Source organism: Streptomyces similanensis, from assembly GCF_039543625.1.
Lineage (GTDB): Bacteria > Actinomycetota > Actinomycetes > Streptomycetales > Streptomycetaceae > Streptomyces > Streptomyces similanensis.
Genome location: NZ_BAABKC010000045.1, coordinates 60,621 through 86,235, shown reverse-complemented (window position 1 = coordinate 86,235; position 25,615 = coordinate 60,621). Strand labels below are relative to the sequence as shown.

Sequence of the window (25,615 nt, the reverse complement as noted above, 5' to 3'; positions counted from 1 at the left end):
GTCAGCCGAGCGGTGCCATCGCACCGGCCCATATGGAGTACGGAACACTGTCCGCGGATGTTCCCGCGAGCCCCTTCAAGGGCAGGGGTTCCAGACTCTTGGCCAGATCCATGCGGTAGACGACGACCGCCGTGGACACCGACTGCGCGGTGCCCACGTACCACGCCGCGGTGTCCTTGTCGGTGGTCCCGGCCTTGCCCGTCACCTTGGCGCCCGCGGGCGCGTCGGCGGGGTGGGCGGTGCGGAAGGCGTCGCCGAGCGCGTCGTCGACCTGCTGAGCGACGGCGGCGCCGACCGCGCGCCGGGCGGCCGGGCGGTCCAGCGGCACCTTGGCGCCGTTGCGGGTGACCCGGGCCACCGAGAACGGCTCGGTGCTCATCCCCGCGTCGGCGAAGGTCGCGTAGCCGCCGGCCATCCGGATCGCGCTCGGGGTGGAGCTGCCCAGCGACAGGTCGGGCACCTGCGGGCCCATGCTGGAGGGCAGCAGTCCGGCCGCCACGGCGGTCTGCTTCACCTTGTCGAGGCCGGTGTCCATGCCCAGTTGCATGAACGGGGTGTTGACCGACCGGGCGAGCGCCTCGCGCAGGGTGATGCGCCCGTAGGACTTCTTGCCGTCGTTGTGCGCGGCCACCTTGCGCCCGCTGCGGTCCCAGTAGGGCCCCTCGGGGGTGGTGACGGGCACCGCGTCGTCGCCGTCGTAGACGCTGTCCGGGGTGATCGGCTCGCGGGGCGCGTCGCGCCGCTTGACGGCGCCGTTCTGGAGGCCGGCCGCGTACACGAACGGCTGGAAGGCCGAACCGGCCGGGACGGTCGAGGAGTTGGACTCGTTGTAGCCCTGCGTACGGTGGTCGGGGCCGCCGTAGACGGCGACGATCCGGCCGTCGGTGGCCACCGAGGCGGCGCCGTAGTGGGCGGTCTTCGCGGCCGCCGGGTCGCTCTCCTTGGCCTTCTTGCGGGCCTTGGTGACGACGTCGGTGAGCGCGTCCTCCCGCTTGCGGTCGAAGGTCGTGTAGATCTGGTAGCCGCCGAGGTCGAAGTCCTTGTCGGAGATGTGCGCGGACTTCTTGGCGTACTGGGTGGCCAGTTCGACCAGGTAGTCGCTCTGCCGGCCGGTGTCGGCGAGCGGGTTGCTCTTGAGCGGCTCGGGGAACGTCTTGTACTGGGCGCGCTGGTCCGGCGACAGTTTGCCGATCTTGACCATGCGGTCGAGGATCCAGTTCCAGCGCTCCACGGCGCGGGCGTGGTTCTTCGGGTTCAGCGTCGGGTCGTACAGGCCGGCGCCCTTGAGCAGGGAGGCGAGGAAGGCGGCCTGGCTGACGTTGAGCTGGCTGACGTCCTTGCCGTAGTAGGCCTGGGCGGCGCGCTGGATGCCGTAGGTGCCGCGGCCGAACCAGCTGGTGTTCAGATAGCCCTCCAGGATCTTGTCCTTGCTCATTTTGTTGTCGAGCTTGAGGGCGATCATCGCCTCGGTGAACTTGCGGCTCACCGTCTGGTTCTGGCTCAGGTAGACGTTCTTGACGTACTGCTGGGTGATGGTCGAGCCGCCCTCGGTGTCGCCCTCGCCGACGGTGCGCCACAGGGCGCGGCTGATGCCCTTGAAGGAGATGCCGGGGTCGCTGTAGAAGCTCTCGTTCTCGGCGGCGAGCACCGCCCAGCGCACGTCCTCGGGTATGTCCTTCAGCGGCATCGCCTGGCGCTGCACCCAGCCGGTGCGGGCCATCGGGGTGCCGTCGGACCAGAAGTAGACGTTGTCCTGCTGGGTGGCGTAGCTGTTGAGGTTGTCCGGTATGTCGGTGGCGGCGTAGGCGACCACCAGCAGCAGGCTGGTGAGGCCGAGGCCGGAGAAGACCAGGCCCACCCACTGCCGCCAGGACGGCATCCAGCGTCGCCAGCCTGAACGGCCGCGACGGGGGTAGACGGGTTTCAGCTTGCGCGCGTACGGCGCGAGCACGGCGAGGAGGGGTGCCAGGCGGCGGGTGAGCGGGGCGAGGCGGCGGGTGAGCGGGGCGGCGAGGGCCGCGGGCCGGGTGAGGCCGCGGCGGCGCTGCTTCTTCTGCGCCTTGCGGCGGTCGGCGCGCTGGCCCCGCGGGCCGGCGGCGGGTTTGGGGCGGAAGACGCGCAACTGCATGGTCTCGTGCGGCTGCGGCTGCTTGGGGACCCGTTGTTCGCGTTCGGGCTGTTCCGGCCGTTCGCGTTCGGGTTGTTCTGGTTGTTCGGGTTGTTCGGGTTCGGGTTGTCCGCCGCCCGGTGGTTCACGGTGCGGGCGTCCGTCGTCGGGGCGTCCGTCGTCGCCGCGTCCGTCGTCGGGGCGTTCGGCCTTCGGGCGGGGCGGTGTGCCGCGCTGCTGCTCGCGCAGGGCGTCGACCCGCAGCGCCATGGTCTCGTCCGGCCGGGGCGGGACGCCGTCGGGGCGCGGCGCGCCCGGCTTGTCCCGTCCCCGCAGGGCGTCCACGTTCAGCTGCATCGTCTCGTCGGCGCGCGGCGGTCGCCCGTCCGGCGAACGCCTCGGCTCGGCGCGGCGCTCACGGGGCCGGCCGCCTTCCTCCGGAAGGTCCTCCCCCTGCCCTGCCTCGGTCACGACTGCGTCTCCCTCCGCACTCCATGTTGCTCGCGTCGGTCGACACAGCCACCGCGAACGCGGCCGCCCGCTCCCTCACTCCCAGCCGTCTCACGGCTCTCGCGGCCATACAAAATTATCAGCCGTCTTTTCAATTTCTCCGCATGAGAACGGGACAGAAACGAACACACAGGAAACGCAGAGCTCCGTCGGTCTGGTCGGGCCCGTTAATCTGGGCGTATGCCTCGCTACGAGTACCGCTGCCGGAGCTGCGGCGACACCTTCGAACTGAGCCGTCCGATGGCGGAGTCCGCCGCTCCGGCGAGCTGCCCCGCCGGCCACGACGACACGGTCAAACTGCTGTCCACGGTCGCGGTGGGCGGCTCGTCGAGCGCCTCCGCGCCCCGGCCCGCCGGCGGCGGCGGAGGGGGCGGCTGCTGCGGTGGCGGCTGCTGCGGCTGATCCGGACGACGGACCCTAGCGCGGCGCCCGGGCCGTTCTCAGGAACTCCCGCACGATCCGTTCCCCGGCCAGCACCCCGCGTTCGGGCAGCGCCGTGATGCCGGGCGCCGACCAGTCCGTCTCGGCCAGTTCGCCGTGGCCCGGGCGCCAGCCGCGGTCCACGGCGAGCAGCAGATCCGCGTCCAGCAGCGAGTCCCCCGCCCCCAGCACGAGGTCCGCGCCGGTGCGGCGGGCCACCTCGCGCACGGCGGCGCTCTTGGTGAGCGGCTTGGGCACGGCGTAGATCTTGCGGCCCTGGAGCGAGACCGTCCAGCCGCGCCCCTCCGCCCACGCGGCCAGCTCCTTCACCCACTCCTCGGGCAGCAGTTCGCGCTCCACGACGAGATAGGCGAACAGGTCCTCGGCGACGCGCTGCTTGCGCACCCACACCGGGTCGGCGGTGCGCAGCAGATGCTCGCGCACCTCCGCCAGCGGCGCGCACTCCCCCGCCAGCCGTTCGGTCACCCTGCGGTGCCAGTCGGCGTCCGACACCCCGTCCACCAGCAGGTGGCCGCCGTTGGCGCAGATCGCGTACGCCGGCTGCGGGCCCGGCAGGTTGATGCGCAGGTACTGCTTGCGGGTGCGGGTCGTGGTGGGCACGAACACCGCCTCGTCGCCGAGGTCGCACAGCAGCCGGGCCGCGGTCTCCGTCAGGTAGGACAGCGGCCGGCTCTCGTGCACCTCCACGCACAGCAGCCGGGGCGCGCGGGCGTCCGGCATGGTCAGCGCGAGGGCCGCGGCCGAGTAGATGAGCGTACGGTCGAGATCACTGGCCACCAGCACCGGCATCACGCGTTCACCGCCCGGCCGTCGGCGCCGGTCGCCCCGCGCGTGTAGCGGGGGTGGATCAGGCCCACGCAGGTGTACGGCAGGTCGGCCACCTCGGTCACGGGCACCCCGCGCTGCTCGGCGAGCAGGCGCACGTGGTCGAGGTCGGCGCCGGCCCCGGTGCGGGCGAGGATCCGCCACGGCACCCGGCGCAGCAGCACCCGTGTGGTCTCGCCGACGCCGGGCTTGACCAGGTTCACGTCGTGGATGCCGTACTCCTCGCTGATCCGCTCGACGGCCGCCCAGCCCGCCCAGGTGGGCGCGCGGTCGCCCGCGAGCAGGTCCTCGACGGCGGCGCCCACGGCGTCGGTGCTCTCCGGGAAGCGGGCCGAGACGGCGTCCAGGAAGGCGTTCGATACGTCGGCGCCGGCCAGTTCGCGGTAGAACTTCGCGCCGTGGAAGTCGTCCGGGCCGACCAGGTCGGCGCGCAGCACGGTGCGCGAGATCAGCCCGGAGACGGTGGAGTTGAGGCAGGCGGAGGGTATGAGGAAGTCCTCCCGGGTGCCGTAGGTCCGCACGCACGCGCCCGGGTCGGCCAGCACCGCGATCTCCGGGTCGAACCCGTGGGCGCCGCCCTCGGCCTCGAACTTCTCGATGGCCTCGGCCAGTTCGCGGGTGATGGCGCCCTTGCCGGTCCAGCCGTCGACGAAGACGACGTCGGCGGGGTCGTGGTGGGCGGCCAGCCAGCGCAGCGCGTTGGCGTCGATGCCCCGGCCGCGCACGATGGAGACGGCGTAGTGCGGCAGGTCGAGGCCGTGCCGGAAGGCGGCCCAGCGGCGCATCAGCACGCCCACGGGGGTGCCGGCGCGGGCCAGCGAGACCAGGACGGGGCGCCGCGAGCGCTCGGCGAGGACGAGTTCGGTGACCGTGCCGACCGCGCGGGCGAGCCGGGCGGCGGAGGTCTCCAGCGCGGCGTGGAACAGCTCCTGGTACTGCTCGCTGGGCTGGTACTCCACCGGCAGCGACTCGGCGTAGTGCGCGCCGCCGCTCTGGATCGCCTCCTCGCGCTCCTCCGTGGGCGCCTCCAGCGTGACGTCCGAGAGGTCCTGGAGCAGCCAGCCGACCTCCTCGGGCGCGTACGAGGAGAAGGCGGGGCCGCGCAGGGGCTCGGGCAGCATGGGAGGTCTCTCCAGGGTGCGGGCGGGTGCGTAGGAGGGCACGACCGCGAGCAGGACGTGCGGGGTGTGCGCGGCGAGCCGGGCGAGCAGTCCCCCGGGCGCGTGCAGCGCGGGGGTGTCGGCGACCGAGTCGACGACGGCGACGACCGCGTCGAAGCCGGCGCCGGCCACGTTGTAGGCGTAGCGCTCGCCGGGGCCGTCGGCCGGGTCGTCGTGCGCGGGGAAGACCAGCCGGGTGCGGATGGCGTAGCCGGGGTCGTCCACGGCGAGCACGGGCGAGCGGGTGGTGGTGGAGAAGCGCACCTCGGCGCCGGTGGTGCGCTCCAGCGCCTCGGCCAGCCGAAGCGGCGCGTACATCAGCTCCTCGGAGCCGAGCACCAGGATCCGCCGGGCGCCGGCGGGCAGCGCCTCGGCCAGGCGGCCGGCCAGGGCGGGCAGCGCGCGCTCCAGCCGCTGCCGGTGGGCGGGCGTGAAGCCGTGCCGGCCGCCGTCGGGCAGGCCCGCGGGCCAGTCGAGCGGGACGCGGGTGACCGTGCCGGACGGGGCGGGTTCGGGGGCGGGGGGCTGCTCGTGCCGGGCGACCAGTTCCTGGCCCCTGCGCAGGACGTCGTCGGGCAGGCGGACGGCGCCGGAGGCGGTGGCGATCAGGTCGATGCGGGCGCCGATCCGCTCGGCGAAGGCGTCCAGGCGGGCGGTGTCGGCCGGGGAGCGCGTGTCGACCAGGGCGACCACGACGTACCGCTCGCGCGGGTGGCGGGCGTGCAGGTCGCGGATGGTGTTGAGGACGGTGTTGCCGGTGGAGAACTCGTCGTCCACCAGCACCAGCGGGCCGTCCCCGGCCAGCAGCGCCGGGTCCTCGGGCAGCAGCAGGTGGGAGGTGGCGTGCGAGTGGGACTCCTCGAAGCCGCCCGCCGGGGCGACGCCGGCCACCGGGCGGCGGGTGGAGTGCAGGCAGGGCGCCGTGCCCAGGCCGTCGGCGACCGAGTGGCCGAGGCCGGTGGCGGTCTCCGCGTAGCCGAGGACGACCGCGCGGGCGGACTCCCGCTCGCCCAGCAGCTCCCGCACCCGGCGGCCCAGCTCCAGGCCGTGGCCGTGGACCACCGCGGGCGACTGCGGCACGTGCTTGCCGAGCACGTGGGAGACGAGCAGATGGGCCCGCTTGGGGTTGCGGCGCAGCGCGAGCCCCAGCAGACCGGTCAGCTCCGGGCCGCCCACGAGTTCGACGCCGAGCCGCTCGGCGACCCAGGCGCCGGACCAGACCCCGTCGTTCACTGCCTTGTTCATGCGTTCCTTGTGGTGGGTGGGCACGGTGCCGCGGTGCGCGGTGCGGTGGGCACGGTGCGGGTCAGCCGGGTATCCCGGCGGCGAGCAGGTCCACGAAGCCGACGTCCGCGCGGGCGACGCCGAACGCCTCGGCGCGCAGCAGGGTGCGCTCGGCCCAGGCGCGGTGCGGCTTCACCTCGTTCATCTTGTTCGTGTACGCCGACCTCATGACGCCCCCGCCGCCGCGCTCGGGGCGCAGGATGTCCGCCGCGTCGCTGTACTCCTCGTGGCTGACCACGGACAGCGCGTGCACCGGCAGGACGTGGGAGGGGTGGATGCAGGTCTTGCCCAGCAGTCCGTTCGCCTGGTCCAGGGAGATCTCCCGCAGCAGCCCGTCCATCGCGTGTTCGATCAGTCTCTCGCGCAGTTCGACCGCCTGCACTTCCAGGAAGGGGCTTTGCCGCAACTGCGGCTTGAACATGCGCTCCGGTGCCCGGAAGTACTCCCATACCGGGCCGGTGACCGTGAATCCGGTGCCGTCGGCGCGGCCCAGCATGTTCACCACGTCGGCGATCACGGAGGCGACGACCTGGACGTCGTAGGCCGTCATGTCGGGGGCCCGGCGCAGGCCGTAGGAGGAGCAGAAGTCGGTCACGCCGAGGCGCAGCGCGAGCACCCGGTCGCGGTGCTTGTCGACCGCGCGGAAGATCCCCTCCAGGGTCTCCACCCGCGACTCCCGGTACAGCAGCTCGGGCGACTCCAGCACCGGCATGGCGAACAGGCGGCGGCCGCCGGCGCTCTCGGCGCTCTCCAGGGCCTCCAGGAACGGCAGGCCGCGGTCGCCGGTGAACTTGGGCAGCACGAAGCCGGACAGCAGCCGCGCGGACGGGCCGAGCCGGCGCACCAGGTCGGGGATCTGGCCGGGGGCGCGGACCCGGATGAACAGCAGCGGGAGGGGGGCGCCGGGCCGGGCGGCGAGGTCGGCGAAGTGGCGCACGAGGTTCTCCTCGCCGTGCTCCACGTCGGCGTCGTCGATGGAGTCCTCCAGGCACAGCACCATCGAGACGACGCCCTGGGCGGCCTGCTTGCGGATGTCGTCGGCCAGGCGCGGACGGGTGGCCGGGCTGTAGAGGGTGGCGCCCAGGGCCGCGGCGAGCAGCCGGGCCGGGGAGTCGGCCGTGAACTCGCGGGGCTCCTGGTGGAAGAGGCGCTGCCGCACCTCAGGAGCGAGGTGCCCGAAATGCCGCATATAGCTCCCCCGTAGTGCCGGCAAAGTGAGAAAAGGTGGCCGGTAATAGTACGTACGAATCAGGAGTTCAGTTCCCGGTGGGCGTGAATTTCTGGTAACGGGGGCGCACATCGAGATGTCCGCCGCGCGACCCGCGTTGTCGTGCGCAGGACCGAGAAGGCAGGATGACGGTATGACGCACGCCATGTCGAAGGGGTCGAACATCCCGCTGGACGCCACCACGGTACGGGCGGTGGTGCGGTGGACCGCGGGACAGGGGACGCCGGACGTCGACGCCTCGGCGCTGCTCCTCGGGCCGGACGGCCGCGTGCGCTCCGACGAGGACTTCGTCTTCTACAACCAGCCCCGGCATCCGTCCGGGAAGGTGTGGCGGCTGGGCAAGCGGCGGGGCGCGGACGGGCTGACGGACACCGTCCAGGCCGAGCTGTCCGGGGTCGAGTCCGCGGTCGGGCGCATCCTGCTGGTCGCCTCGGCGGACGGGGCCGCCTTCGACCGGGTGCGGGCGATGAGCATCCTGCTGTACGACGCCGCCGCGCCGGACGGGGAGCCGCTGGCCCGCTTCGACATCAAGCCGGAGACGGGGCGGGAGACCGCGCTGATCTGCGGGGAGCTGTACCGGCGCGGGGAGGGGTGGAAGTTCCGGGCGCTGGGCGAGGGCTATTCCAACGGGCTGAAGGGGCTGGCCACCGACTTCGGGATATCCGTGGACGAGTCGGAGGAGGCCGAGGAGGACTCCTCCGGTGCGGGGGCCGGGGCGGGGGGCGCTCAGCCGTTGCCGCCGGAGGCGCCCACGTACGGGTATCCGCAGGCGGTGGGGGTCGCTCCGGCCGCCGCGGTGACCGCGGCGGTGCCGGCGACGGCGGGGCCCGGGTACGGGTATCCGCAGGCGGGGTACGACCCCGAGTTCCGGCTGCCGCCGCAGGGGCCGCAGTTCGCCGGACGGTAACGGGCGGCTGGGGCAGGGGGACGCGGCCGCGCTGTGCGGGTGCCGCTGCGCCCACCCGTGCCGCCCCAGCGGCACGACTGCCCGCAGCTACGACATGTCACCGGTCGGCGTTCTTGTAGCCTCTGCCCCATTGGAGGCCCCAGCCGTAGAGGCGGTCCAGTTCGGACTGGAAGCCGTAGACGAACTTGACCTCGCGGCGCACCGTCAGTTCGCCCTTGAGGTTCTCGATCATCACGACCGCGCAGGAGCGGGCCTGGGGCTGGCGCTCGTCGAGGCCGATCTCGATGCGGGGGCCGTTGCTCGGGTAGAGCGTGACGACGGCGTGGGTACGGTCGAAGGCCGGCGTCTGGTCGTAGATGTAGACGAAGACCAGCAGCCGTCTGATGTCGTCGCGGTGGTCGAGGTTGACGTACATCGTCTCACCGGAGCCGGAGCCGAACCGGTCGTCGCCGCTCAGCTTGACGTACGGCGGTGCGTTCACGTCGCCCAGGAAGCCGCCCAGCGGCTGCACCACGCCCTTGGTGCCGTCGGCCAGCTCGTACATGCAGCCGAGGTCGAGGTCGACGTTGACCATGGACTGGCTGTGCCCCATCACCTCCGGCGGCTTGAGCGCCCGGAACGGGTGGCGCAGCAGGCTCTGCCGGGTGGCGCCGCCGAAGTCGGAGGTGCGCATCCGCCAGGTCAGGTTGACGCGCAGGTTGCCGGTGGCCGCGCCCTGCTTGGTCAGCGACACCTGATGGTGCCGTTTGGTCAGCTCTATCGCGTTGGACGCGGCGCTGCCCGAGTCGAACTCGGCCGCGCGTCCGCCCAGCAGACCGTCCAGGAAACCCATCGTCCTCCCCTGCCTTCACCACGCTCCCGCTCCGCGCACACGCCTGCGGGGCGGCCCCGAGGACACGGTTCGCACCGCTCGCCGTCGTCCTCGTCGGCCGCCCCGCTCGAAGCGTTCCCCAGCGGGGTGGGCTGTCACACCCGGCTGTGGGCCTCGGTGTGCTCGCCCGCCGCGCCCTCCGCGGCCGCCAGCGCGCGGTTGCGGCGCACCGAGGACCAGAAGGACCAGGCGATGAGGACGACGCCGACCAGGCCGGTGATCACCTCGTTGATCTGGTACTGGATGGTGACCATGAGGATCACGGCCAGCGCGCCGATGGCGTAGTGCGCGCCGTGCTCCAGGTAGACGTAGTCGTCCAGGGTGCCCTGGCGGACCAGGTAGACGGTGAGGGACCGGACGTACATGGCGCCGATGCCGAGGCCGAGGGCCATCATCACGATGTCGTTGGTGATGGCGAAGGCGCCGATCACGCCGTCGAAGGAGAAGGAGGCGTCCAGGACCTCCAGGTAGAGGAACATGAAGAAGGCGGCCTGGCCGGCCAGCTTGACGGCCGAGCGGTCCTTGCCGCTGCGGGCGGCGGCTTCCTCCTCCTCGTGCTCGCGCTCCTCCTGCTCCTCCAGGCGGTCCTCGAAGAAGCCGGACAGACCGCCGACGACCAGGTACGTGATCAGACCGGCGATGCCGGCGATCAGGACCGTCTGCGCCTTGTCGACGTGCGCGCCGCCGTGCTGGTGGGCGTGGGTGGCGAAGGTGAAGGAGGTGATCAGCAGGACGATCAGGGCGATGCAGACCGACAGCATGTCGACCTTGCCGAGCTTGGCCAGCGGCCGCTCGATCCAGCGCAGCCACTGGATGTCCCGGTCCTCGAAGATGAAGTCGAGGAAGATCATCAGCAGGAACATGCCGCCGAAGGCGGCGATCGCCGGATGGGCGTCGGTGACCAGCTGCTGGTAGCGGTCCTTGTCGTTGAAGGCCAGGTTGACGGCCTCGACGGGACCCATCTTCGCGGTGATGGCGACGATGACGACGGGGAAGACCAGACGCATGCCGAAGACGGCGATGAGCACGCCGACGGTGAGGAAGATCTTCTGCCAGAAGGCGTTCATCTTCTTCAGGACCCCGGCGTTGACCACCGCGTTGTCGAACGACAGCGAGATCTCCAGGACGGCGAGGATCGCCACCACGCCGAACGCGGTCCATCCCCCGTAGAACACCGCGGCGATCAAGCCGAGTACGGTGATCGCGAACGACCAGCCGAAGGTTTTCAGAAGCACTGGCTACCCAATCCGTATGTACGGGTCTCCCCGTCGCCTGCGCACGGGTCTCTCCCCCGTCGCCGTACCCGGCTTTTTACGAAACGTTGACTCCGAAGTCTAGAGCGATGCCGCGAAGTCCGGACGCGTACCCCTGTCCGACCGCGCGGAACTTCCATTCGCCCTGGTAGCGGTAGAGCTCGCCGAAGATCATGGCCGTCTCGGTGGAGGCGTCCTCGCTCAGGTCGTAGCGGGCCAGCTCCTGGCCGTCGGCCTGGTTGACGACGCGGATGAAGGCGTTGGAGACCTGTCCGAAGGTCTGGCCGCGCTCGTCGGCCATGTGGATCGAGACCGGGAAGACGATCTTCTCGCACTGCGGCGGCACCTTGCCGAGGTCCACCAGGATCGACTCGTCGTCGCCCTCGCCCTCACCGGTGAGGTTGTCGCCGGTGTGCTCGACCGAGCCGTCCGGGCTGGTGAGCTGGTTGTAGAAGACGAACCACTCGTCGCCCATGACCCGGTTGCCGGCGGAGCACAGCAGCGCGCTGGCGTCGAGGTCGAAGGGGGCTCCGGTGGTGGAGCGCGCGTCCCAGCCCAGACCGACCAGGACGTTGGTCAGGTTGGGTGCGGCCTTGGACAGGGAGACGTTGCCCCCCTTGGCGAGTGTGACGCCCATGATGCTGGTCCTCCCCGGGGATGGTGCTTCTCTTGGTGTTCCCGCGCGTCCGGCGCCGCACGAAACGCGCGGCGCCGGACGGTCGGGCGTACGGCCGCTCAGGTGGTCGCCGAGCGGCGGACGGACGGCTCAGACGTTGACGCCGAAGTCCTGGGCGATGCCGCGCAGGCCCGAGGCGTAGCCCTGGCCGATGGCGCGGAACTTCCACTCCGCGCCGTTGCGGTACAGCTCGCCGAAGACCATCGCCGTCTCGGTGGAGGCGTCCTCCGAGAGGTCGTAGCGGGCGATCTCGGCGCCGCCGTCCTGGTTGACCACGCGGATGTAGGCGTTGCGCACCTGGCCGAAGGACTGCTGGCGGTTCTCGGCGTCGTAGATCGAGACCGGGAAGACGATCTTCTCCACGTCGGCCGGGACGCCGGCGAGGTTCACCTTGACCACCTCGTCGTCGCCCTCGCCCTCACCGGTGAGGTTGTCGCCGGTGTGCTCGACCGAGCCGTCGGGGCTCTTGAGGTTGTTGAAGAAGACGAAGTTCTGGTCGCTGCCGACCTTGCCCGCCGTGTTCAGCAGCAGGGCGCTGGCGTCCAGGTCGAAGTCGGTGCCGGTGGTCGTGCGGGCGTCCCAGCCCAGGCCGACGAGGACCGCGGTCAGGCCCGGCGCCTCCTTCGTCAGTGATACGTTGCCGCCCTTGCTGAGGCTGACTCCCACGAGTCCTCCATTGGTGTCCGGGGGCGGGGAGCCCCGTCGTGCGTCGGATAGGGGATCAACGTCTCGATCCTAGTGACGGGTTCCCGCACCCGGCAGGCCGTGCGGCCGAACGCGTGGAGAGCGCCGCTCAGAGGGTGTCGAGGGCCTTCACGTACTCGTTCAGGTCGCGGGCGTCGGGCAGGTCGTTGACGACCGTCCAGCGCACCACGCCCTCCTTGTCGACGATGAAGGTGCCGCGCACCGCGCAGCCCTTGTCCTCGTCGAAGACGCCGTAGGCGCGCGAAACCGCGCCGTGCGGCCAGAAGTCGCTCAGCAGCGGGTACTCCAGGCTCTCCTGCTCGGCGAAGACGCGCAGGGTGTGGATGGAGTCGTTGGAGACGGCGAGCAGCTGGGTGTCGTCGTTGACGAACGCCGGCAGGTTGTCGCGCAGGGCGCACAGCTCGCCGGTGCACACGCCGGTGAAGGCGAACGGGTAGAAGAGCAGCACGACGTTCTTCTCGCCGCGGAAGTCGGACAGCCGTACGGTGCGGCCGTGGTTGTCCTTGAGCTCGAAATCGGGCGCCTTGTCGCCGGCCTGGATCGCCATCGTCCTGCTCCCCTTCGGTGAGGCTGTTCGGGTGGGACCACCCTACGCAGCGATCACCACGGGCCGGCGGACGGGCCGACAGCGCGGCCCGTCCGCCGGGACTCCGGGCGTGCCGGACGCCCGGGACTACTTCTTGGACTTGGCCGCCTTGGGGGTCAGCAGCCGCGTGCCGTTCCAGTCCTTGCCCACGCTGACGCTCTTGGTCTGCGAGAGGCCGGCGGTCGTCGCCGCGTCTCCGATGTCACTGGGCTCGACGTATCCGTCCCGGCCGGTCTTCGGCGTCAGGAGCAGGATCACTCCGCCCTCGTCGAGGAAGCTCAGCGTGTCGACCAGCGCGTCCGTCAGGTCGCCGTCCTCGTCGCGGAACCACAGCACCACGGCGTCGGCAACGTCGTCGTAGTCCTCGTCGACGAGCTCGGTGCCGGTGACTTCCTCGATGGACTCGCGGAGCTCCTGGTCGACGTCGTCGTCGTAGCCGATCTCCTGGACCACCTGCCCGGGCTGGAAACCCAGCCTGCCGGCCGGGTTGGTCCGCTCCTCCGCGTGGTCCGCGGTCGCGCTCACGGGGTGCCTCCTGATCATGTTGCGATTGGGTCTTCGGCCTCGCGCGTGCGCGAAGCGTTGGCCGTAGTCCACACGGGCGGACCGGATCGCGCAAGTACCCGGCGGTTCGGACCGCCGAAACGGTGACGTTCCCGACTGTCTCGCCGCAACTCCTGACACCGTATCCCGGCCCGCGGTGACGTACACCACACCATTGTGTCCGTTTCGCCCGGTCGGCAACCCAGGACGCGAGGGCCGATGGTCCCCGGCGCGCGTTCTCCCCGTCGTCTTCCTTCCGGCAGAGATGACTTTGCCTGTCGCGAGGTACACGATGGGGAATGGTCCAGGCGCAGGATCACGACCTGACACCGTCCCCGACCCGCACAAAAATCAGAAATGTCGCCCTCTGACAGGTAAGGAACAGCGTGGCTTCCGGATCCGATCGAAACCCGATCATCATTGGCGGCCTTCCGAGTCAGGTTCCTGACTTCGATCCCGAGGAGACCCGGGAGTGGCTCGACTCGCTCGACGCCGCCGTGGACGAGCGCGGCCGGGAGCGGGCCCGCTACCTCATGCTCCGGCTGATCGAGCGCGCCCGGGAGCGGCGCGTGGCCGTCCCGGAGATGCGCTCCACGGACTACGTCAACACCATCCCCACCAAGAGCGAGCCGTTCTTCCCGGGCAACGAGGAGATCGAGCGCAAGATCCTCAACGCCACCCGCTGGAACGCCGCGGTGATGGTCTCCCGCGCCCAGCGCCCCGGCATCGGCGTCGGCGGCCACATCGCCACCTTCGCCTCCTCCGCCTCGCTCTACGACGTCGGCTTCAACCACTTCTTCCGCGGCAAGGACGACGGCAGGGGCGGTGACCAGGTCTTCTTCCAGGGGCACGCCTCGCCGGGCATCTACGCCCGCGCGTACCTGCTGGACCGGCTCACCGAGCGGCACCTGGACGGCTTCCGCCAGGAGAAGTCCAAGGCGCCCTACGGCCTGTCCAGCTACCCGCACCCGCGGTCGATGCCGGACTTCTGGGAGTTCCCCACCGTCTCCATGGGCCTCGGCCCGATCGGGGCGATCTACCAGGCCCGGATGAACCGCTACATGCAGGCGCGCGAGCTGGCCGACACCTCCGGCTCGCACGTGTGGGCGTTCCTCGGCGACGGCGAGATGGACGAGCCCGAGTCGCTCGGCCAGCTGTCCATCGCCGCCCGCGAGGGCCTGGACAACCTGACCTTCGTGGTCAACTGCAACCTCCAGCGCCTGGACGGCCCGGTGCGCGGCAACGGCAAGATCATCCAGGAGCTGGAGTCGGTCTTCCGGGGCGCCGGCTGGAACGTGATCAAGCTCATCTGGGACCGCACCTGGGACCCGCTGCTGGCACAGGACCGCGACGGCCTGCTGGTCAACCGGATGAACACCACCCCGGACGGCCAGTTCCAGACCTACGCCACGGAGTCGGGCGGCTACATCCGCGACCACTTCTTCGGCGACGACCAGCGGCTGCGCGCGATGGTCGAGAACATGAGCGACGACCAGATCCTGCACCTGGGCCGCGGCGGCCACGACCACCGCAAGATCTACGCGGCGTTCAAGGCGGCCAAGGAGCACAAGGGCCAGCCGACCGTCATCCTGGCCAAGACGGTCAAGGGCTGGACGCTGGGTCCCAACTTCGAGGGCCGCAACGCCACGCACCAGATGAAGAAGCTGACGGTCGACGACCTCAAGCGCTTCCGGGACCGGCTGCACCTGCCGATCTCCGACCAGGAGCTGGAGTCCGGCGCGCCGCCGTACTACCACCCGGGCCGCGACAGCGACGAGATCCAGTACATGCACGACATGCGCCGGCAGCTCGGCGGCTACGTCCCGACCCGGGTCGTGCGGGCGAAGCCGCTGCCGCTGCCGGCGGACAAGACGTACGCGTCCGTGAAGAAGGGCTCCGGTCAGCAGGCCATCGCCACCACCATGGCGTTCGTGCGGCTGCTGAAGGACCTCATGCGGGACAAGGAGCTGGGCCGGCGGTTCGTGCTGATCGCGCCGGACGAGTACCGCACCTTCGGCATGGACTCGTTCTTCCCGAGCGCGAAGATCTACAACCCGCTCGGTCAGCAGTACGAGTCCGTGGACCGCGATCTGCTGCTCGCGTACAAGGAGTCGCCGACCGGGCAGCTGCTGCACGACGGCATCTCGGAGGCGGGCTGCACGGCCTCCGCGATCGCGGCCGGCTCGGCCTACGCCACCCACGGCGAGCCGCTGATCCCGGTCTACGTCTTCTACTCGATGTTCGGTTTCCAGCGCACCGGCGACCAGTTCTGGCAGATGGCCGACCAGCTGGCGCGCGGTTTCGTCCTGGGCGCGACCGCCGGCCGTACCACCCTGACCGGTGAGGGCCTCCAGCACGCCGACGGCCACTCGCAGCTGCTGGCCTCGACCAACCCGGGGTGCGTGGCCTACGACCCGGCCTACGGCTACGAGATCGCGCACATCGTGCAGGACGGCCTGCGCCGGATGTACGGCGCCGACGCGGAGCACCCGCACGGCGAGGACGTCTTCTACTACCTCACCGTCTACAACGAGCCGATCCAGCAGCCGGCCGAGCCGGCGGACGTGGACGTGGAGGGCATCCTCAAGGGCGTGCACCGCATCTCGGCCGGCTCGGCCGGCGAGCTGCCGGCGCAGATCATCGCCTCCGGCGTGGCGGTGCCGTGGGCCCTGGAGGCGCAGCGGATGCTGGCCGCGGACTGGAACGTGAAGGCCGACGTGTGGTCGGCGACGTCCTGGAACGAGCTGCGGCGCGAGGCCGTGGCCTGCGAGGAGCACAACCTGCTGCACCCGGAGGAGGAGCAGCGGGTGCCGTGGGTGACGCGGAAGCTGAGCGGGGCGCAGGGGCCGTTCGTGGCCGTCTCGGACTGGATGCGCGCGGTGCCGGACCAGATCGCGCGGTGGGTGCCGGGCACCTACCAGTCGCTGGGCGCGGACGGCTTCGGCTTCGCCGACACCCGCGGCGCGGCCCGGCGGTTCTTCCACATCGACGCGCCGTCGATCGTGGTGGGCGTGCTGACCGAGCTGGCGCGCGAGGGGAAGGTGGACCGCTCGGTGCTGAAGCAGGCGATCGACCGCTACCGGCTGCTGGACGTGGCGGCGGCCGACCCGGGCACGGCGGGCGGCGACGCGTAGGGCCCTGACCGCCCGACCCGGGCACGGGCCGGGCCCCCGCCTCGTGGAGAGGCGGGGGCCCGGTCCCGTTTCCGGTGCGCCGCGGGGGCGCCTGGGTCAGAGCAGTCCGTTGCCCCAGGTCGCCGCTCCGGCCAGTGCGATGACGGCCAGGAGGGTGTCGATGGCGCCCAGTACGACGGCGATCAGCGCCGGCAGCGAGCGGTTCGCGCCCGCCCAGCTGCGGCCCATCGCCAGCCAGCCGCAGACGACCGCCACCGGGCCCAGGATGATGGGCAGCACGAAGAATCCGGCGATCGCGCAGATGGTTCCGATGATCCCGAGCGTCGCGCTGTCCGGCCCGGTCCGCGACCACATACGGCCGCGTGAACGGGGGTGTCCGCGCGTTCCCTGTCCGAAGCCCGCCATCATCAACTCCTCGAACCCCGGGTCGAGTTGGCGTTCTTGGGGTTCGGGGTGCGGGTACCCCCGTTCGGTCTGTCAATCCCTTTTCCCGCCGCGGACGGGACTTTTCCGCCGCGGGGCGGGGCTTATCCGCCGCGGGACAGGGCTTTCCGCCGCGGACGGGGCGTCAGATGTGGCCGACGCCCGCGCCCGCCTCCGCGTTCGCGCCGCGCTTGGTGAGCAGCGCCACCAGGATGGCCACGGCCGCGACGCCGGCGGCGACCAGCGAGGCGAGGCTCATGCCGGAGATGAACGTGTCGTGGGCGACGGCGGTGACCTTCGCGGCGATCTGCGCCGGCATCTCCTTGGTCACCGGCGCGATGCCCTGCTGCACCGCCTGGGACGCCTGGCCCGCCTGGGCCTCGGTGAGCGGCGGCAGACCGGCGTCCTTCCAGTTGCCGGCCAGGTCGTTGTCGACCTTGGAGGCCATCACGGCGCCGAGCACGGCGGTGCCGAGGCTGCCGCCGATCTGCATGGCGGCCTGCTGGAGACCGCCGGCCACGCCGGACAGCTCCATCGGCGCGTTGCCGACGATGACCTCGGTGGCGCCGACCATGACCGGGGCGAGGCCGAGTCCGAGCAGGGCGAACCAGAGCGACATGACGGCGCTGCCGGTGCCCGTGTCGAGCGTGGACATGCCGTACATGGCGATCGCGGTGCAGGCCATGCCGCCGGCCAGCGGGATGCGCGGCCCCACCTTGGTGATCATCGCGCCCGCCAGCGGCGAGCCGACGATCATCATGCCGGTGAGCGGCAGCAGGTGCAGGCCCGCGTCGATCGGGCTCATCCCGTGCACGTTCTGGAGGTAGAAGGTGACGAAGAACAGGCCGCCCATGAACGCGATGGCCATCAGCACCATCAGCACCACGCCCGCCGACAGCGGGATGGAGCGGAAAAGACCGAGCGGGATCAGCGGCTCCTTGACCCGCGTCTCCCAGAAGGCGAAGGCGGCGAAGGCGAGGACGGCCGCGCCGAGGAAGGCCCAGGTCTTGCCGTCGCCCCAGCCCCAGGCCGGCGCCTTGATGAGCGCCCACACCAGGCAGAACATCGCGCCGGACAGCAGCACGATGCCGGGGATGTCGAAGGAGCGCGGGGCGTTCCGCGCGCGGTGGTCGAGCAGGATCAGCGCGCCCAGGATCAGGGCGAGGGCGCCGACCGGCACGTTGATGAAGAACACCGACTGCCAGTTGACGTGCTCGACGAGGACGCCGCCGAGGATCGGGCCGCCGGCGGTGGAGGCGCCGATGACCATGCCCCAGATGCCGATGGCCATGTTCAGCTTCTCGGCCGGGAAGGTGGCCCGCAGCAGGCCGAGCGCGGCCGGCATCAGCAGCGCGCCGAACAGGCCCTGGAAGACGCGGAAGGTGACGACCATGCCGATGGTGTCGGACAGGCCGATGGCGCCGGAGGCGGCGGCGAAGCCGGTCACGCCGATCAGGAAGGTCTGCCGGTGACCGAAGCGGTCGCCGAGCTTGCCCGCGGTGATCAGGGAGACGGCGAGCGCCAGGAAGTAGGCGTTGGTGATCCACTGGAGCTGCGCCCAGCTGGCGTGGAGGTCCTTGCCGATGGCCGGGTTGGCGATGGCCACGATGGTGCCGTCCAGGGCCACCATCATGACCCCTACGGCGACGGTGATCAGGGTGAGCCAGGGGTGCCCGCGCATCCCCTCGGCCGCCGCGGGCTGCGACGGGTCCCCGGACGCGTCGCCCCCCTGCCCCGTTGCGTCGATGGTGGTCTGACTAGTCATACATTGGAGGCTAGTGTCAGTCACTGACAACTGACAAACCGATTCACAAGTCGGTAACTGACACATCACCCTCCTTTACGCTGAACAGGGGAAACAGGGAGACCAGAGGGTCACGGGAAGCACGGAGAAGACCATGGAGACGGCGGAGACGGCGGAGACGGCGGGGACCGCCGAGGCGGCGCCGCAGCCGGGGCCGGGGCCGGGACTGCGCGAGCGCAAGAAGCAGCGCACCCGCGACGCACTGCTGCGGGCCGCGCTGGAGCTGTTCACCACCCAGGGCTACGAGCGGACGACGGTCGACGACGTCGCCGAGGCCGTCGGCGTCTCGCAGCGCACCTTCTTCCGCTACTTCCCCGGCAAGGAGGAGGCCGCCTTCGCCGTGCAGGACATCGCGGAGGCGCACTTCGTCCAGGCGCTGCGCGCCCGCCCGCCCGAGGAGACCCCGCTGGAGGCGCTGCGCCGGGCGGTGCTGGACAGCTGGGACACGATCAATGACGCCGTCGAGAGCGTCGTGCCGGTGGAGCTGTACCTGCGGATGTTCTGGGTGACCGAGTCCACTCCCGCGCTGCTCGCCGCGTATCTGCGCCGTTCGGTGGCGACCGAGGAGGAGATCGCCCGGGTGCTCGCCGCGCGCGAGGGGCTGGACGTGGACGCGGACCCGCGGCCGCGCCTCGCCGTCGCCGTCTTCACCGGCGTGATGCGGGTGACGGGCCGTCAGTGGTGCACCGGCGACGACTTCAGCCTGGCCGCGATGCGCGCGCTCACCGCCGCCCATCTGGACCAGATCGGCCCGGCCCTGACCGGCGACTGGCGCACCGGCGGCACGGCGGACGCGAACGCCTGAGCGAGGCGCTCGAACTGCCGTACAGAGGGGCGATCTTGAACAGGCGTACGGACTGAGATTCCCGTCACGCGACGCGAAACGTGATCCCCGTCACTCGGTTAACGCGAGACCGTCCCGTTCTCCTAGTGTGTCCTCCCAGTGACTTCCTTCGACGCCTCCCCACCGCTCAGTGTCTGGCGCGCCCTGCTCGCGCTGGCCGTCGTCTTCGTGATGCTGACGACCTCCGGCTGGACCGCCGCGCGCGGCCACCGCGGGTCCACCGCCCTCGAGTCCTCCCTCTCCGCCTGGCAGCACGGCAGCCTGCACGGCCACCGGCTGCCGGACCCGGCCGCGGGCTCCGGCCCGGTCGCCCGCTTCTTCGCCGCGCTCACCGCGCACGACCGCGACCGGCTCGCCCACCGCTACCCGCTGGCCGTCGGCAACATGAACGGCGCCCCGGTCCGGCTGCGCTACGAAGCCAACCGCGTCGCCCTCGGCCAGGCCCGGGCGGCGGAGCTGAAGCGCACCCACGACAGCCGGCTCACCCCGGCCGGCCAGCAGGACGCCGGGCGCCGCGAGCACCACTTCGCCGCGCTCACCGACCCCGGCCGGCAGATCCTCGCCTTCGACCCCGAGGGCTCCGGCCGCGTCGCCGAGGTCTTCGGCGACCTGGACCGCGCCGAACGCGTCTCCGTCGTCGTCCCCGGCGTCGACACCGACCTGTTCACCTTCCGCAAGACCTACCGCCCCTACACGGCGGCGTACGGCATGGCGAAGTCGCTCTACACCGCCGAGCGCACCGCGCGCCCCGGCGCCCGCACCGCCGTGATCGCCTGGGCCGACTACACCGCGCCCAGCGGCATCGGCGTCGACGCGGCCACCTCGATGCGCGCCGAGGACGGCGCCGTCCGGCTGAACGCACTGCTGCGCGCCCTGCCCGGCGCCGCGCCCGTCGCCCTGTTCTGCCACAGCTACGGCTCGGTGGTGTGCGGCCTGGCGGCGCGCGCGCTGCCCGGGCGGGTCGCCGACATCGCGGTCGCGGCCAGCCCCGGCATGCACGCCCAGACCGCCGCCCGGCTGGGCACCTCCGCCCGGGTGTGGGCGATGCGCAACGCCACCGACTGGATCCGCGACGTCCCCTATATGGAGCTGGGCGGTTTCGGCCACGGCGCCGATCCGGTCTCCCGGGCGTTCGGGGCGCGGGTGCTGTCCGCGCACGGCGCCAAGGGGCACGCCGGCTACTTCGACCCGGGCACCGACAGCCTCACCAACTTCGCCGAGATCGGCGTGGGCGCGTACGGATCGGTGCGCTGCGCCCGGGACGACGACGCGTGCCGGGCGGGTCTGCCCGGCGGCACGACCGCGGGACGCGCGTAGAGACAGCAGGAAGTGCGGTCCGCGCGGGAGGGACGAAGCGGCCCGCGCCCCCCTACGATGAGCCGCATGGGTGACGTACTGACCGGATTTCATGCTGCCTGGGAGTTCGCGTCCGATTCCGTGCTCATCCGCTACGAACGGGGGATACGGACACCGAGGCTGTTCCAGGCGCTCGGCGAGCGCCGTGTGCCGCTGGCCGCGCTCGCGGACGTGACGGTGACCGGCGGCCGGCGCGGGAGCGTGGTCCTGCGCGCCGAGCCGCGGCCCGGCGCCGATCCGCTGATGGACGCGGCCGACGGGCAGTTGAAGGAGGGCAGCGACCCCTACCGGCTGGTGCTGCCCGCCGAGCGGGCCGGCCTCGCCGAGCGCCGCGCCGAGGAGCTGCGCGACCGGCTGACCGAGACCGGTCCGGCCGACCGCCATCTGGTGGCCGCGCCCGAGGCGCCGCTCGGGTTCAAGGCGTACGACGGCAGGGCGGCCTTCGACGGCACGGCGGTGCGGTTCCGCTGGTCGTGGACGGGGGCGTCGACGGAGAAGTGGAAGGCCGGCGACCAGAGCTTCGCGGTCGGCGATCTGGGCGGGGTGGAGTGGCGCTCGCCGGAGGTCTTCGAGGGGCATCTGCGGCTGCTGCCGCGGGAGGCGGGCGCCGCGCCGGACCCGTCCGCGCGGCCGGACCAGGACCCGGCGGCGGTGGTGTTCGGGCGCGGCTACGGGCCGGTGCACGAGTCGCTGCCGTTCGCGGCGGCGGTGCTGGCCGCGGTGCGGGCCGCCGCGCCCGCGCCGGTGGCCGCGGTCGCGGCCGGCCGCCGCGATCCGGCCGACATCGCCGAGCGCATCCGGCACCTGGGCGAGCTGCACCGGGCGGGGCTGGTGACGGACGACGAGTTTTCGGTGAAGAAGGCCGAGCTGCTGGCGGAGCTGTAGCGCGCCGCCGCCCGGCGCCGGGGCCTCTCGTTCGGATCAGGCTCGGATCAGGCCGGGCGGTGTCCGGCGTCCGCGTAGAAGCCGATCTTGCGGTCCAGCACCGCGAGCGTGTCCCTGAGCTGGGCCATCCGCTCCAGCACGTCCCGGCGGGTGGCCGCCAGCAGCTCGTAGCGCTCGCCGTAGGTCTCCTCGCCGCCGCGCACCAGCTCGGCGTAGCGCACCATGTCGGCGACCGGCATGCCGGTCAGGCGCAGCTTGCCGACGAGATCGAGCCACTCCAGGTCGCGGTTGGTGTAGCGGCGCTGGCCGGTGTGCGAACGGTCCACGTGCGGCATCAGGCCGATCCGCTCGTACCAGCGCAGCGTGTGCGCCGTCAGCCCGGTGAAGGCGACCACCTCGCTGATCGTGTAGGCGTCCCGCCCGTCGGGGCGCGGGGGCCGCGGGGGCTCGGCGGAGCAGAAGTCGGAGCGGGCGGGGTCTTCCTCGGCCTCGATGGCCACGGCCGTGTTCTGCGTCACCGTCATGGTCCCCACGCTAGGACCTTGGAGCGCACTCGAAGCAAGCGGGGGCCGGGGGCGGACGGAAAACGGGAGGACGCGGGCGGAGCGCGCTGGCTAGCGTGCGGGCATGAGTCTTGTACGACGTGCCGGGGCCGCCGACGCGGGGGAAGTGCTGCGGCTGCGCCAGGTGATGATCGACTCGATGGCCGGGGCGGACCGGTCGACCGACTGGCACGACGGCTGCCTGCCGGTGCTGGCGGCGCGGCTCGCCGAGCCGGACGGCGGCTTCGCCGCGTTCGTCGTGGACTGGCCGGAGCGGCCGGGAACGCTGGCCGCGCTGGTGGCCGGGACGCTGGAGTACCGCATCGGCCGGGCCGGCAACCCGCTCGGCACGGTCGGCTACGTCTTCAGCGTCGCCACCGACCCCGGCGCCCGTCGGCGCGGGTACGCGCGCGCCGGCATGGACGCGCTGCTGGAGTGGTTCCGCGAGCGGGGCGCGGACCGGGTGCAGCTCACCGCCTCCGCCGAGGCCGCCCCGCTCTACGCCGACCTGGGCTTCCGGCCCAAGCCCGACCCGTTGCTGGAGCTGTGGCTGTGAGCGCATAGGCTCGGCGCCATGTCGTTGAAGAGCCTGGCGTCGATCGAGAACTGGCCGGTTTCCACCGCCGCGGCGGGCGTGGTCCGCGCCGACGGCACGGTCGCCGGCGTGCACGGCCCGACCGGGCACCGCTTCCCGCTGGCCTCGGTCACCAAGCCGCTGGCGGCCTACGCGGTGCTGGTGGCCTACGAGGAGGGCGCGGTCGAGCTGGACGAGCCGGCCGGACCGCCCGGCGCGACCGTGCGCCACCTGCTGGCCCACACCTCGGGCCTGGCCTTCGACGAGCACCGGGTGACGGCCCCGCCCGGCGAGCGGCGGCTGTACTCCAACGCCGGTTTCGAGCAGCTCGGCGACCACGTGGCGAAGGCGACGGACATCCCGTTCCCGGAGTACCTGCGCCAGGCGGTCCTGGAGCCGCTGGGCATGACCGCGACGACGCTGGCCGGCTCCCCCGCCAAGGACGGCGTCTCCACCGTGGACGACCTGCTCCGCTTCGCCGCCGAGCTCCAGGCCCCGCGCCTGCTGGACCCGCGCACCGTCGCCGAGGCGATGACGGTGCAGTACCCGGGCACGAAGGGCGTCCTGCCGGGCTACGGCCACCAGAACCCCAACGACTGGGGCCTCGGCTTCGAGATCCGCGACGGCAAGTCCCCGCACTGGACGGGCACGTCGTCCTCGCCCCGCACGTTCGGCCACTTCGGCCAGTCCGGCACGTTCCTGTGGACCGATCCCGACGCGGGCGCGGCCTGCGTCGCCCTGACCGACCGCGCCTTCGGCCCCTGGGCCGTCGAGGCGTGGCCGCCCTTCACGGACGGGGTGCTGGCGGAGCTGCGCGGCGCCGCCTAGCCGGTTAGGCCCTGTCGGCCATCTCCCACACCAGCAGCTCCGCGTCCGTCACGGCCTGCGCCGTCAGATCCTCGGCGCCGGTGATCCGCGCCGCGTCGCCGGGGCCCAACCGCTCGCCGTTCAGGCGGACTTCGCCGCGTACGACGTGGACGTAGCAGTGCGCGGCGGACGGCAGCCGGGTCCGCTCCCCCGCCGCCGGGCGCCGTACGTGGAGGGCGGCGGCGGCCTCGGGGACGGCGTACGGCGTCGTGTCGGGCAGGGCGGGTACGGCCGTGTAGCGGGGCTCGCCGCCGGTGCGCACCGGGGCCAGCCACATCTGGACGAAGACGAGGGGGACGGCGGCGTCGTTGCGCTCCACGTGGCGCACGCCCGCGGCCGCGCTCAGGTGCTGCACGCCGCCGGGGCGGATCACGGTCTCGTGGCCCGCCGAGTCGCGGTGCGTCAGCTCGCCCTCGACGACCCAGGTGACGATCTCGGTGTGGCTGTGCGGGTGCTCGGCGAAGCCCGCGCCGGGGGCCAGCCGCTCCTCGTTGCAGGCGATCAGCGCGCCGAAGCGGAGGTTGTCGGGGTCGTAGTGCGGGCCGAAGGAGAAGGCGTGCCGGGTGGTGATGCCGGCCGCCTGCTCACCGCCCTGGTAGCGCTCTGCCGCGCGGCGCACGTCCATGGTCACCAGGACACCGTAGCCCCGCCCGGCACGCGTCCCGGCCCCCGGCGGGGGCGGCCCGGCGGAGCCCTCGGGCACGGGTCCGCGGGGCCTCGGGCACGGGTCCGCGGGGCCTCGGGCACAGGTCCGCGGGGCCTCGGGAGCGCGTCCGCGGGGCCTCGGAGAGCGGGTCCGCGGGGTCCCGTACCGGCCGGTCAGGACCCGGCGGCACGTACGTGCGTCCGGATAAGGCAGTCTTGTCCCCGTGCCCGAACCCGAATCCCGTCCCGCAGAAGCCGCAGCGCGCCCCGCCCATCCGCACACCGCGACCCTGAGACGGCTGGAGAAGTCCTCCGGCTCGCTGGCCGCGCAGGCCATCGCGCGGATGGACGAGACGCTGCCGTGGTACCGGGCCATGCCCCCGGAGAACCGTTCCTGGATCGGGCTGGTGGCCCAGGCCGGCATCGCGGCCTTCACCGAGTGGTTCCGCCGCCCCGACGCGCCGCAGGCCATCTCCACCGACGTGTTCGGCACCGCGCCCCGCGAGCTGACCCGGGCGATCACCCTGCGCCAGACCGTGGAGATGGTGCGCACCACCATCGAGGTCATGGAGTCCGCCATCGACGAGGTGGCGGCCCCGGGCGACGAGTCCGTGCTGCGCGAGGCGCTGCTCGTGTACGCGCGGGAGATCGCCTTCGCCACCGCCCAGGTGTACGCCCAGGCCGCCGAGGCACGCGGCGCCTGGGACGCCCGGCTGGAGTCGCTGGTCGTCAACGCCGTCCTGTCCGGCGAGGCGGACGAGGGCGCCGTGTCGCGGGCGGCCGCGCTCGGCTGGAACTCGCCCGAGCACGTGTGCGTGGTGCTCGGCACCGCGCCCGACGGGGACTCGGAGCTGACCGTGGAGGCCATCCGGCGGGCCGCCCGGCACGCCAAGCTCCAGGTGCTCACCGGGGTGCTCGGCAACCGGCTGGTGGTGATCGCCGGCGGCAATGACAACCCGCTCGCGGTGGCGAAGTCGCTGATCGGGCCGTACGCGGCCGGGCCGGTGGTGGCCGGCCCGATCGTGCCGGACCTGCTCGCCGCGACCCGCTCCGCGCAGGCCGCCGCGGCCGGGCTGAAGGCGTGTTTCGCCTGGCAGGACGCCCCGCGCCCGGTGCTGGCGGACGATCTGCTGCCGGAGCGCGCCATCGCGGGCGATCCGGGCGCCCGCGAGCAGTTGGTAGAGGAGATCTACAGACCGCTGGAGGAGGCCGGTTCCGCGCTGCTGGAGACGCTGAGTGTTTATCTGGAGCAGGCGAGCAGTCTGGAGGGCGCGGCCCGGATGCTCTTCGTTCACCCGAACACCGTGCGCTACCGGCTTCGACGTGTGACTGACGTCACCGGATGGTCGCCGTCCGATGTACGATCCGCGTTCACGCTGAGGATCGCGCTGATCCTGGGGCGGCTGGCCGATGGAGATCCCCAGCCCTGATGTTTTGTCGGGGGT

Annotated in this window: 23 protein-coding genes; 9 read left to right on the top strand and 14 right to left on the bottom strand. The window is 72.1% G+C overall.

Annotated features, from left to right (window positions below; genetic code table 11):
• Position 1: 1 nt before the first annotated feature.
• Positions 2 to 2,464, bottom strand: a complete 2,463-nt coding sequence (locus ABEB07_RS16370) for a transglycosylase domain-containing protein (RefSeq protein WP_425589014.1) — start codon at positions 2,462 to 2,464, stop codon at positions 2 to 4.
• A gap of 333 nt (positions 2,465 to 2,797) precedes the next feature.
• Here ABEB07_RS16370 and ABEB07_RS16365 point away from each other — a divergent pair, with 333 nt between their 5' ends.
• Entirely contained in the window at positions 2,798 to 3,019 is a 222-nt protein-coding gene (locus ABEB07_RS16365; protein WP_164589459.1) for an FmdB family zinc ribbon protein, read from the top strand.
• A gap of 15 nt (positions 3,020 to 3,034) precedes the next feature.
• On the opposite strand, the gene ABEB07_RS16360 is transcribed toward ABEB07_RS16365, so the two are convergent.
• From ABEB07_RS16360 to ABEB07_RS16350, 3 genes are all read right to left on the bottom strand, one after another.
• Positions 3,035 to 3,847 carry an HAD family hydrolase gene (locus ABEB07_RS16360; RefSeq protein WP_176148791.1) on the bottom strand — a complete coding sequence of 271 codons (813 nt, stop codon included), beginning with the start codon at positions 3,845 to 3,847 and terminating at the stop codon, positions 3,035 to 3,037.
• Complete coding sequence (locus ABEB07_RS16355) at positions 3,847 to 6,288, bottom strand: phosphoribosyltransferase (RefSeq protein WP_345669004.1); 2,442 nt, start codon at positions 6,286 to 6,288, stop codon at positions 3,847 to 3,849. Before ABEB07_RS16355 ends, ABEB07_RS16360 begins: the two co-directional genes overlap by 1 nt.
• A 61-nt stretch (positions 6,289 to 6,349) precedes the next feature.
• Positions 6,350 to 7,516 carry an HpcH/HpaI aldolase/citrate lyase family protein gene (locus ABEB07_RS16350; RefSeq protein ID WP_345669003.1) on the bottom strand — a complete coding sequence of 389 codons (1,167 nt, stop codon included), beginning with the start codon at positions 7,514 to 7,516 and terminating at the stop codon, positions 6,350 to 6,352.
• 172 nt (positions 7,517 to 7,688) lie between these two features.
• On the opposite strand from ABEB07_RS16350, the gene ABEB07_RS16345 reads away from it, so the two are divergent.
• A complete protein-coding gene (locus ABEB07_RS16345; protein WP_345669002.1) occupies positions 7,689 to 8,462 on the top strand; it encodes a TerD family protein in 774 nt (257 codons plus the stop codon).
• 97 nt (positions 8,463 to 8,559) lie between these two features.
• On the opposite strand, the gene ABEB07_RS16340 is transcribed toward ABEB07_RS16345, so the two are convergent.
• From ABEB07_RS16340 to ABEB07_RS16315, 6 genes are all read right to left on the bottom strand, one after another.
• Positions 8,560 to 9,294, bottom strand: coding sequence for a TerD family protein (locus ABEB07_RS16340; RefSeq protein WP_345669001.1), 735 nt, complete (start codon positions 9,292 to 9,294; stop codon positions 8,560 to 8,562).
• Between the two features lie 134 nt (positions 9,295 to 9,428).
• Entirely contained in the window at positions 9,429 to 10,568 is a 1,140-nt protein-coding gene (locus ABEB07_RS16335; protein ID WP_345668999.1) for a DUF475 domain-containing protein, read from the bottom strand.
• Between the two features lie 76 nt (positions 10,569 to 10,644).
• Positions 10,645 to 11,223, bottom strand: coding sequence for a TerD family protein (locus ABEB07_RS16330; protein WP_164588472.1), 579 nt, complete (start codon positions 11,221 to 11,223; stop codon positions 10,645 to 10,647).
• Positions 11,224 to 11,352: 129 nt separating this feature from the next.
• Entirely contained in the window at positions 11,353 to 11,928 is a 576-nt protein-coding gene (locus ABEB07_RS16325) for a TerD family protein (RefSeq protein WP_176148797.1), read from the bottom strand.
• Positions 11,929 to 12,055: 127 nt separating this feature from the next.
• Positions 12,056 to 12,514 carry a peroxiredoxin gene (locus ABEB07_RS16320; protein ID WP_345668998.1) on the bottom strand — a complete coding sequence of 153 codons (459 nt, stop codon included), beginning with the start codon at positions 12,512 to 12,514 and terminating at the stop codon, positions 12,056 to 12,058.
• Positions 12,515 to 12,640: 126 nt separating this feature from the next.
• Complete coding sequence (locus tag ABEB07_RS16315) at positions 12,641 to 13,078, bottom strand: DUF3052 domain-containing protein (RefSeq protein WP_217711070.1); 438 nt, start codon at positions 13,076 to 13,078, stop codon at positions 12,641 to 12,643.
• Positions 13,079 to 13,482: 404 nt separating this feature from the next.
• On the opposite strand from ABEB07_RS16315, the gene aceE reads away from it, so the two are divergent.
• Positions 13,483 to 16,230 carry a pyruvate dehydrogenase (acetyl-transferring), homodimeric type gene (gene aceE / locus ABEB07_RS16310; protein WP_345668997.1) on the top strand — a complete coding sequence of 916 codons (2,748 nt, stop codon included), beginning with the start codon at positions 13,483 to 13,485 and terminating at the stop codon, positions 16,228 to 16,230.
• Between the two features lie 96 nt (positions 16,231 to 16,326).
• Here the strand turns inward: aceE and ABEB07_RS16305 are convergent, their stop codons facing one another.
• Positions 16,327 to 16,638 (bottom strand): small hydrophobic protein, encoded by a 312-nt coding sequence (locus tag ABEB07_RS16305; RefSeq protein WP_176148799.1) that lies wholly within the window; start codon positions 16,636 to 16,638, stop codon positions 16,327 to 16,329.
• Positions 16,639 to 16,798: 160 nt separating this feature from the next.
• Positions 16,799 to 18,418, bottom strand: coding sequence for an MFS transporter (locus ABEB07_RS16300; protein WP_345668996.1), 1,620 nt, complete (start codon positions 18,416 to 18,418; stop codon positions 16,799 to 16,801).
• A gap of 133 nt (positions 18,419 to 18,551) precedes the next feature.
• Between ABEB07_RS16300 and ABEB07_RS16295 the strand changes: the two genes are divergently transcribed.
• The 3 genes from ABEB07_RS16295 to ABEB07_RS16285 all read left to right on the top strand — a co-directional run bounded on the left by ABEB07_RS16295 (position 18,552) and on the right by ABEB07_RS16285 (position 21,542).
• The gene (locus ABEB07_RS16295; protein WP_345668995.1) at positions 18,552 to 19,262 is read left to right on the top strand and encodes a TetR family transcriptional regulator; all 711 of its coding nucleotides are present in this window, start codon (positions 18,552 to 18,554) and stop codon (positions 19,260 to 19,262) included.
• A gap of 138 nt (positions 19,263 to 19,400) precedes the next feature.
• Positions 19,401 to 20,618 carry an alpha/beta hydrolase gene (locus tag ABEB07_RS16290; RefSeq protein WP_176148802.1) on the top strand — a complete coding sequence of 406 codons (1,218 nt, stop codon included), beginning with the start codon at positions 19,401 to 19,403 and terminating at the stop codon, positions 20,616 to 20,618.
• A gap of 66 nt (positions 20,619 to 20,684) precedes the next feature.
• Entirely contained in the window at positions 20,685 to 21,542 is an 858-nt protein-coding gene (locus ABEB07_RS16285) for a DUF4429 domain-containing protein (RefSeq protein ID WP_345668994.1), read from the top strand.
• A gap of 47 nt (positions 21,543 to 21,589) precedes the next feature.
• Here the strand turns inward: ABEB07_RS16285 and ABEB07_RS16280 are convergent, their stop codons facing one another.
• Complete coding sequence (locus tag ABEB07_RS16280) at positions 21,590 to 22,066, bottom strand: MerR family transcriptional regulator (protein WP_345668993.1); 477 nt, start codon at positions 22,064 to 22,066, stop codon at positions 21,590 to 21,592.
• Between the two features lie 103 nt (positions 22,067 to 22,169).
• On the opposite strand from ABEB07_RS16280, the gene ABEB07_RS16275 reads away from it, so the two are divergent.
• Both ABEB07_RS16275 and ABEB07_RS16270 read left to right on the top strand, forming a co-directional pair.
• Positions 22,170 to 22,640 carry a GNAT family N-acetyltransferase gene (locus tag ABEB07_RS16275; protein ID WP_345668991.1) on the top strand — a complete coding sequence of 157 codons (471 nt, stop codon included), beginning with the start codon at positions 22,170 to 22,172 and terminating at the stop codon, positions 22,638 to 22,640.
• 18 nt (positions 22,641 to 22,658) lie between these two features.
• Positions 22,659 to 23,486, top strand: a complete 828-nt coding sequence (locus tag ABEB07_RS16270; RefSeq protein WP_345668990.1) for a serine hydrolase domain-containing protein — start codon at positions 22,659 to 22,661, stop codon at positions 23,484 to 23,486.
• A gap of 4 nt (positions 23,487 to 23,490) precedes the next feature.
• Here ABEB07_RS16270 and ABEB07_RS16265 read toward each other — a convergent pair whose 3' ends face one another.
• Positions 23,491 to 24,150: a pirin family protein gene (locus tag ABEB07_RS16265; protein WP_345669032.1), complete on the bottom strand. Its 660-nt coding sequence runs from the start codon at positions 24,148 to 24,150 to the stop codon at positions 23,491 to 23,493.
• Between the two features lie 244 nt (positions 24,151 to 24,394).
• On the opposite strand from ABEB07_RS16265, the gene fasR reads away from it, so the two are divergent.
• Complete coding sequence (gene fasR / locus ABEB07_RS16260) at positions 24,395 to 25,600, top strand: fatty acid biosynthesis transcriptional regulator FasR (protein ID WP_164582513.1); 1,206 nt, start codon at positions 24,395 to 24,397, stop codon at positions 25,598 to 25,600.
• Positions 25,601 to 25,615 lie beyond the last annotated feature (15 nt).

Bases quoted from the DNA above. Each gene is read 5' to 3' on its own strand.
- ABEB07_RS16370 (WP_425589014.1), bottom strand. From the start codon at position 2,464: ATGCAGCTGAACGTGGACGCCCTGCGGGGACGGGACAAGCCGGGCGCG.
- ABEB07_RS16365 (WP_164589459.1), top strand. From the start codon at position 2,798: ATGCCTCGCTACGAGTACCGCTGCCGGAGCTGCGGCGACACCTTCGAA.
- ABEB07_RS16360 (WP_176148791.1), bottom strand. From the start codon at position 3,847: ATGCCGGTGCTGGTGGCCAGTGATCTCGACCGTACGCTCATCTACTCG.
- ABEB07_RS16355 (WP_345669004.1), bottom strand. From the start codon at position 6,288: ATGAACAAGGCAGTGAACGACGGGGTCTGGTCCGGCGCCTGGGTCGCC.
- ABEB07_RS16350 (WP_345669003.1), bottom strand. From the start codon at position 7,516: ATGCGGCATTTCGGGCACCTCGCTCCTGAGGTGCGGCAGCGCCTCTTC.
- ABEB07_RS16345 (WP_345669002.1), top strand. From the start codon at position 7,689: ATGACGCACGCCATGTCGAAGGGGTCGAACATCCCGCTGGACGCCACC.
- ABEB07_RS16340 (WP_345669001.1), bottom strand. From the start codon at position 9,294: ATGGGTTTCCTGGACGGTCTGCTGGGCGGACGCGCGGCCGAGTTCGAC.
- ABEB07_RS16330 (WP_164588472.1), bottom strand. From the start codon at position 11,223: ATGGGCGTCACACTCGCCAAGGGGGGCAACGTCTCCCTGTCCAAGGCC.
- ABEB07_RS16320 (WP_345668998.1), bottom strand. From the start codon at position 12,514: ATGGCGATCCAGGCCGGCGACAAGGCGCCCGATTTCGAGCTCAAGGAC.
- ABEB07_RS16305 (WP_176148799.1), bottom strand. From the start codon at position 16,638: ATGATGGCGGGCTTCGGACAGGGAACGCGCGGACACCCCCGTTCACGC.
- ABEB07_RS16300 (WP_345668996.1), bottom strand. From the start codon at position 18,418: ATGACTAGTCAGACCACCATCGACGCAACGGGGCAGGGGGGCGACGCG.
- ABEB07_RS16295 (WP_345668995.1), top strand. From the start codon at position 18,552: ATGGAGACGGCGGAGACGGCGGAGACGGCGGGGACCGCCGAGGCGGCG.
- ABEB07_RS16285 (WP_345668994.1), top strand. From the start codon at position 20,685: ATGGGTGACGTACTGACCGGATTTCATGCTGCCTGGGAGTTCGCGTCC.
- ABEB07_RS16280 (WP_345668993.1), bottom strand. From the start codon at position 22,066: ATGACGGTGACGCAGAACACGGCCGTGGCCATCGAGGCCGAGGAAGAC.
- ABEB07_RS16275 (WP_345668991.1), top strand. From the start codon at position 22,170: ATGAGTCTTGTACGACGTGCCGGGGCCGCCGACGCGGGGGAAGTGCTG.
- ABEB07_RS16270 (WP_345668990.1), top strand. From the start codon at position 22,659: ATGTCGTTGAAGAGCCTGGCGTCGATCGAGAACTGGCCGGTTTCCACC.
- ABEB07_RS16265 (WP_345669032.1), bottom strand. From the start codon at position 24,150: ATGGACGTGCGCCGCGCGGCAGAGCGCTACCAGGGCGGTGAGCAGGCG.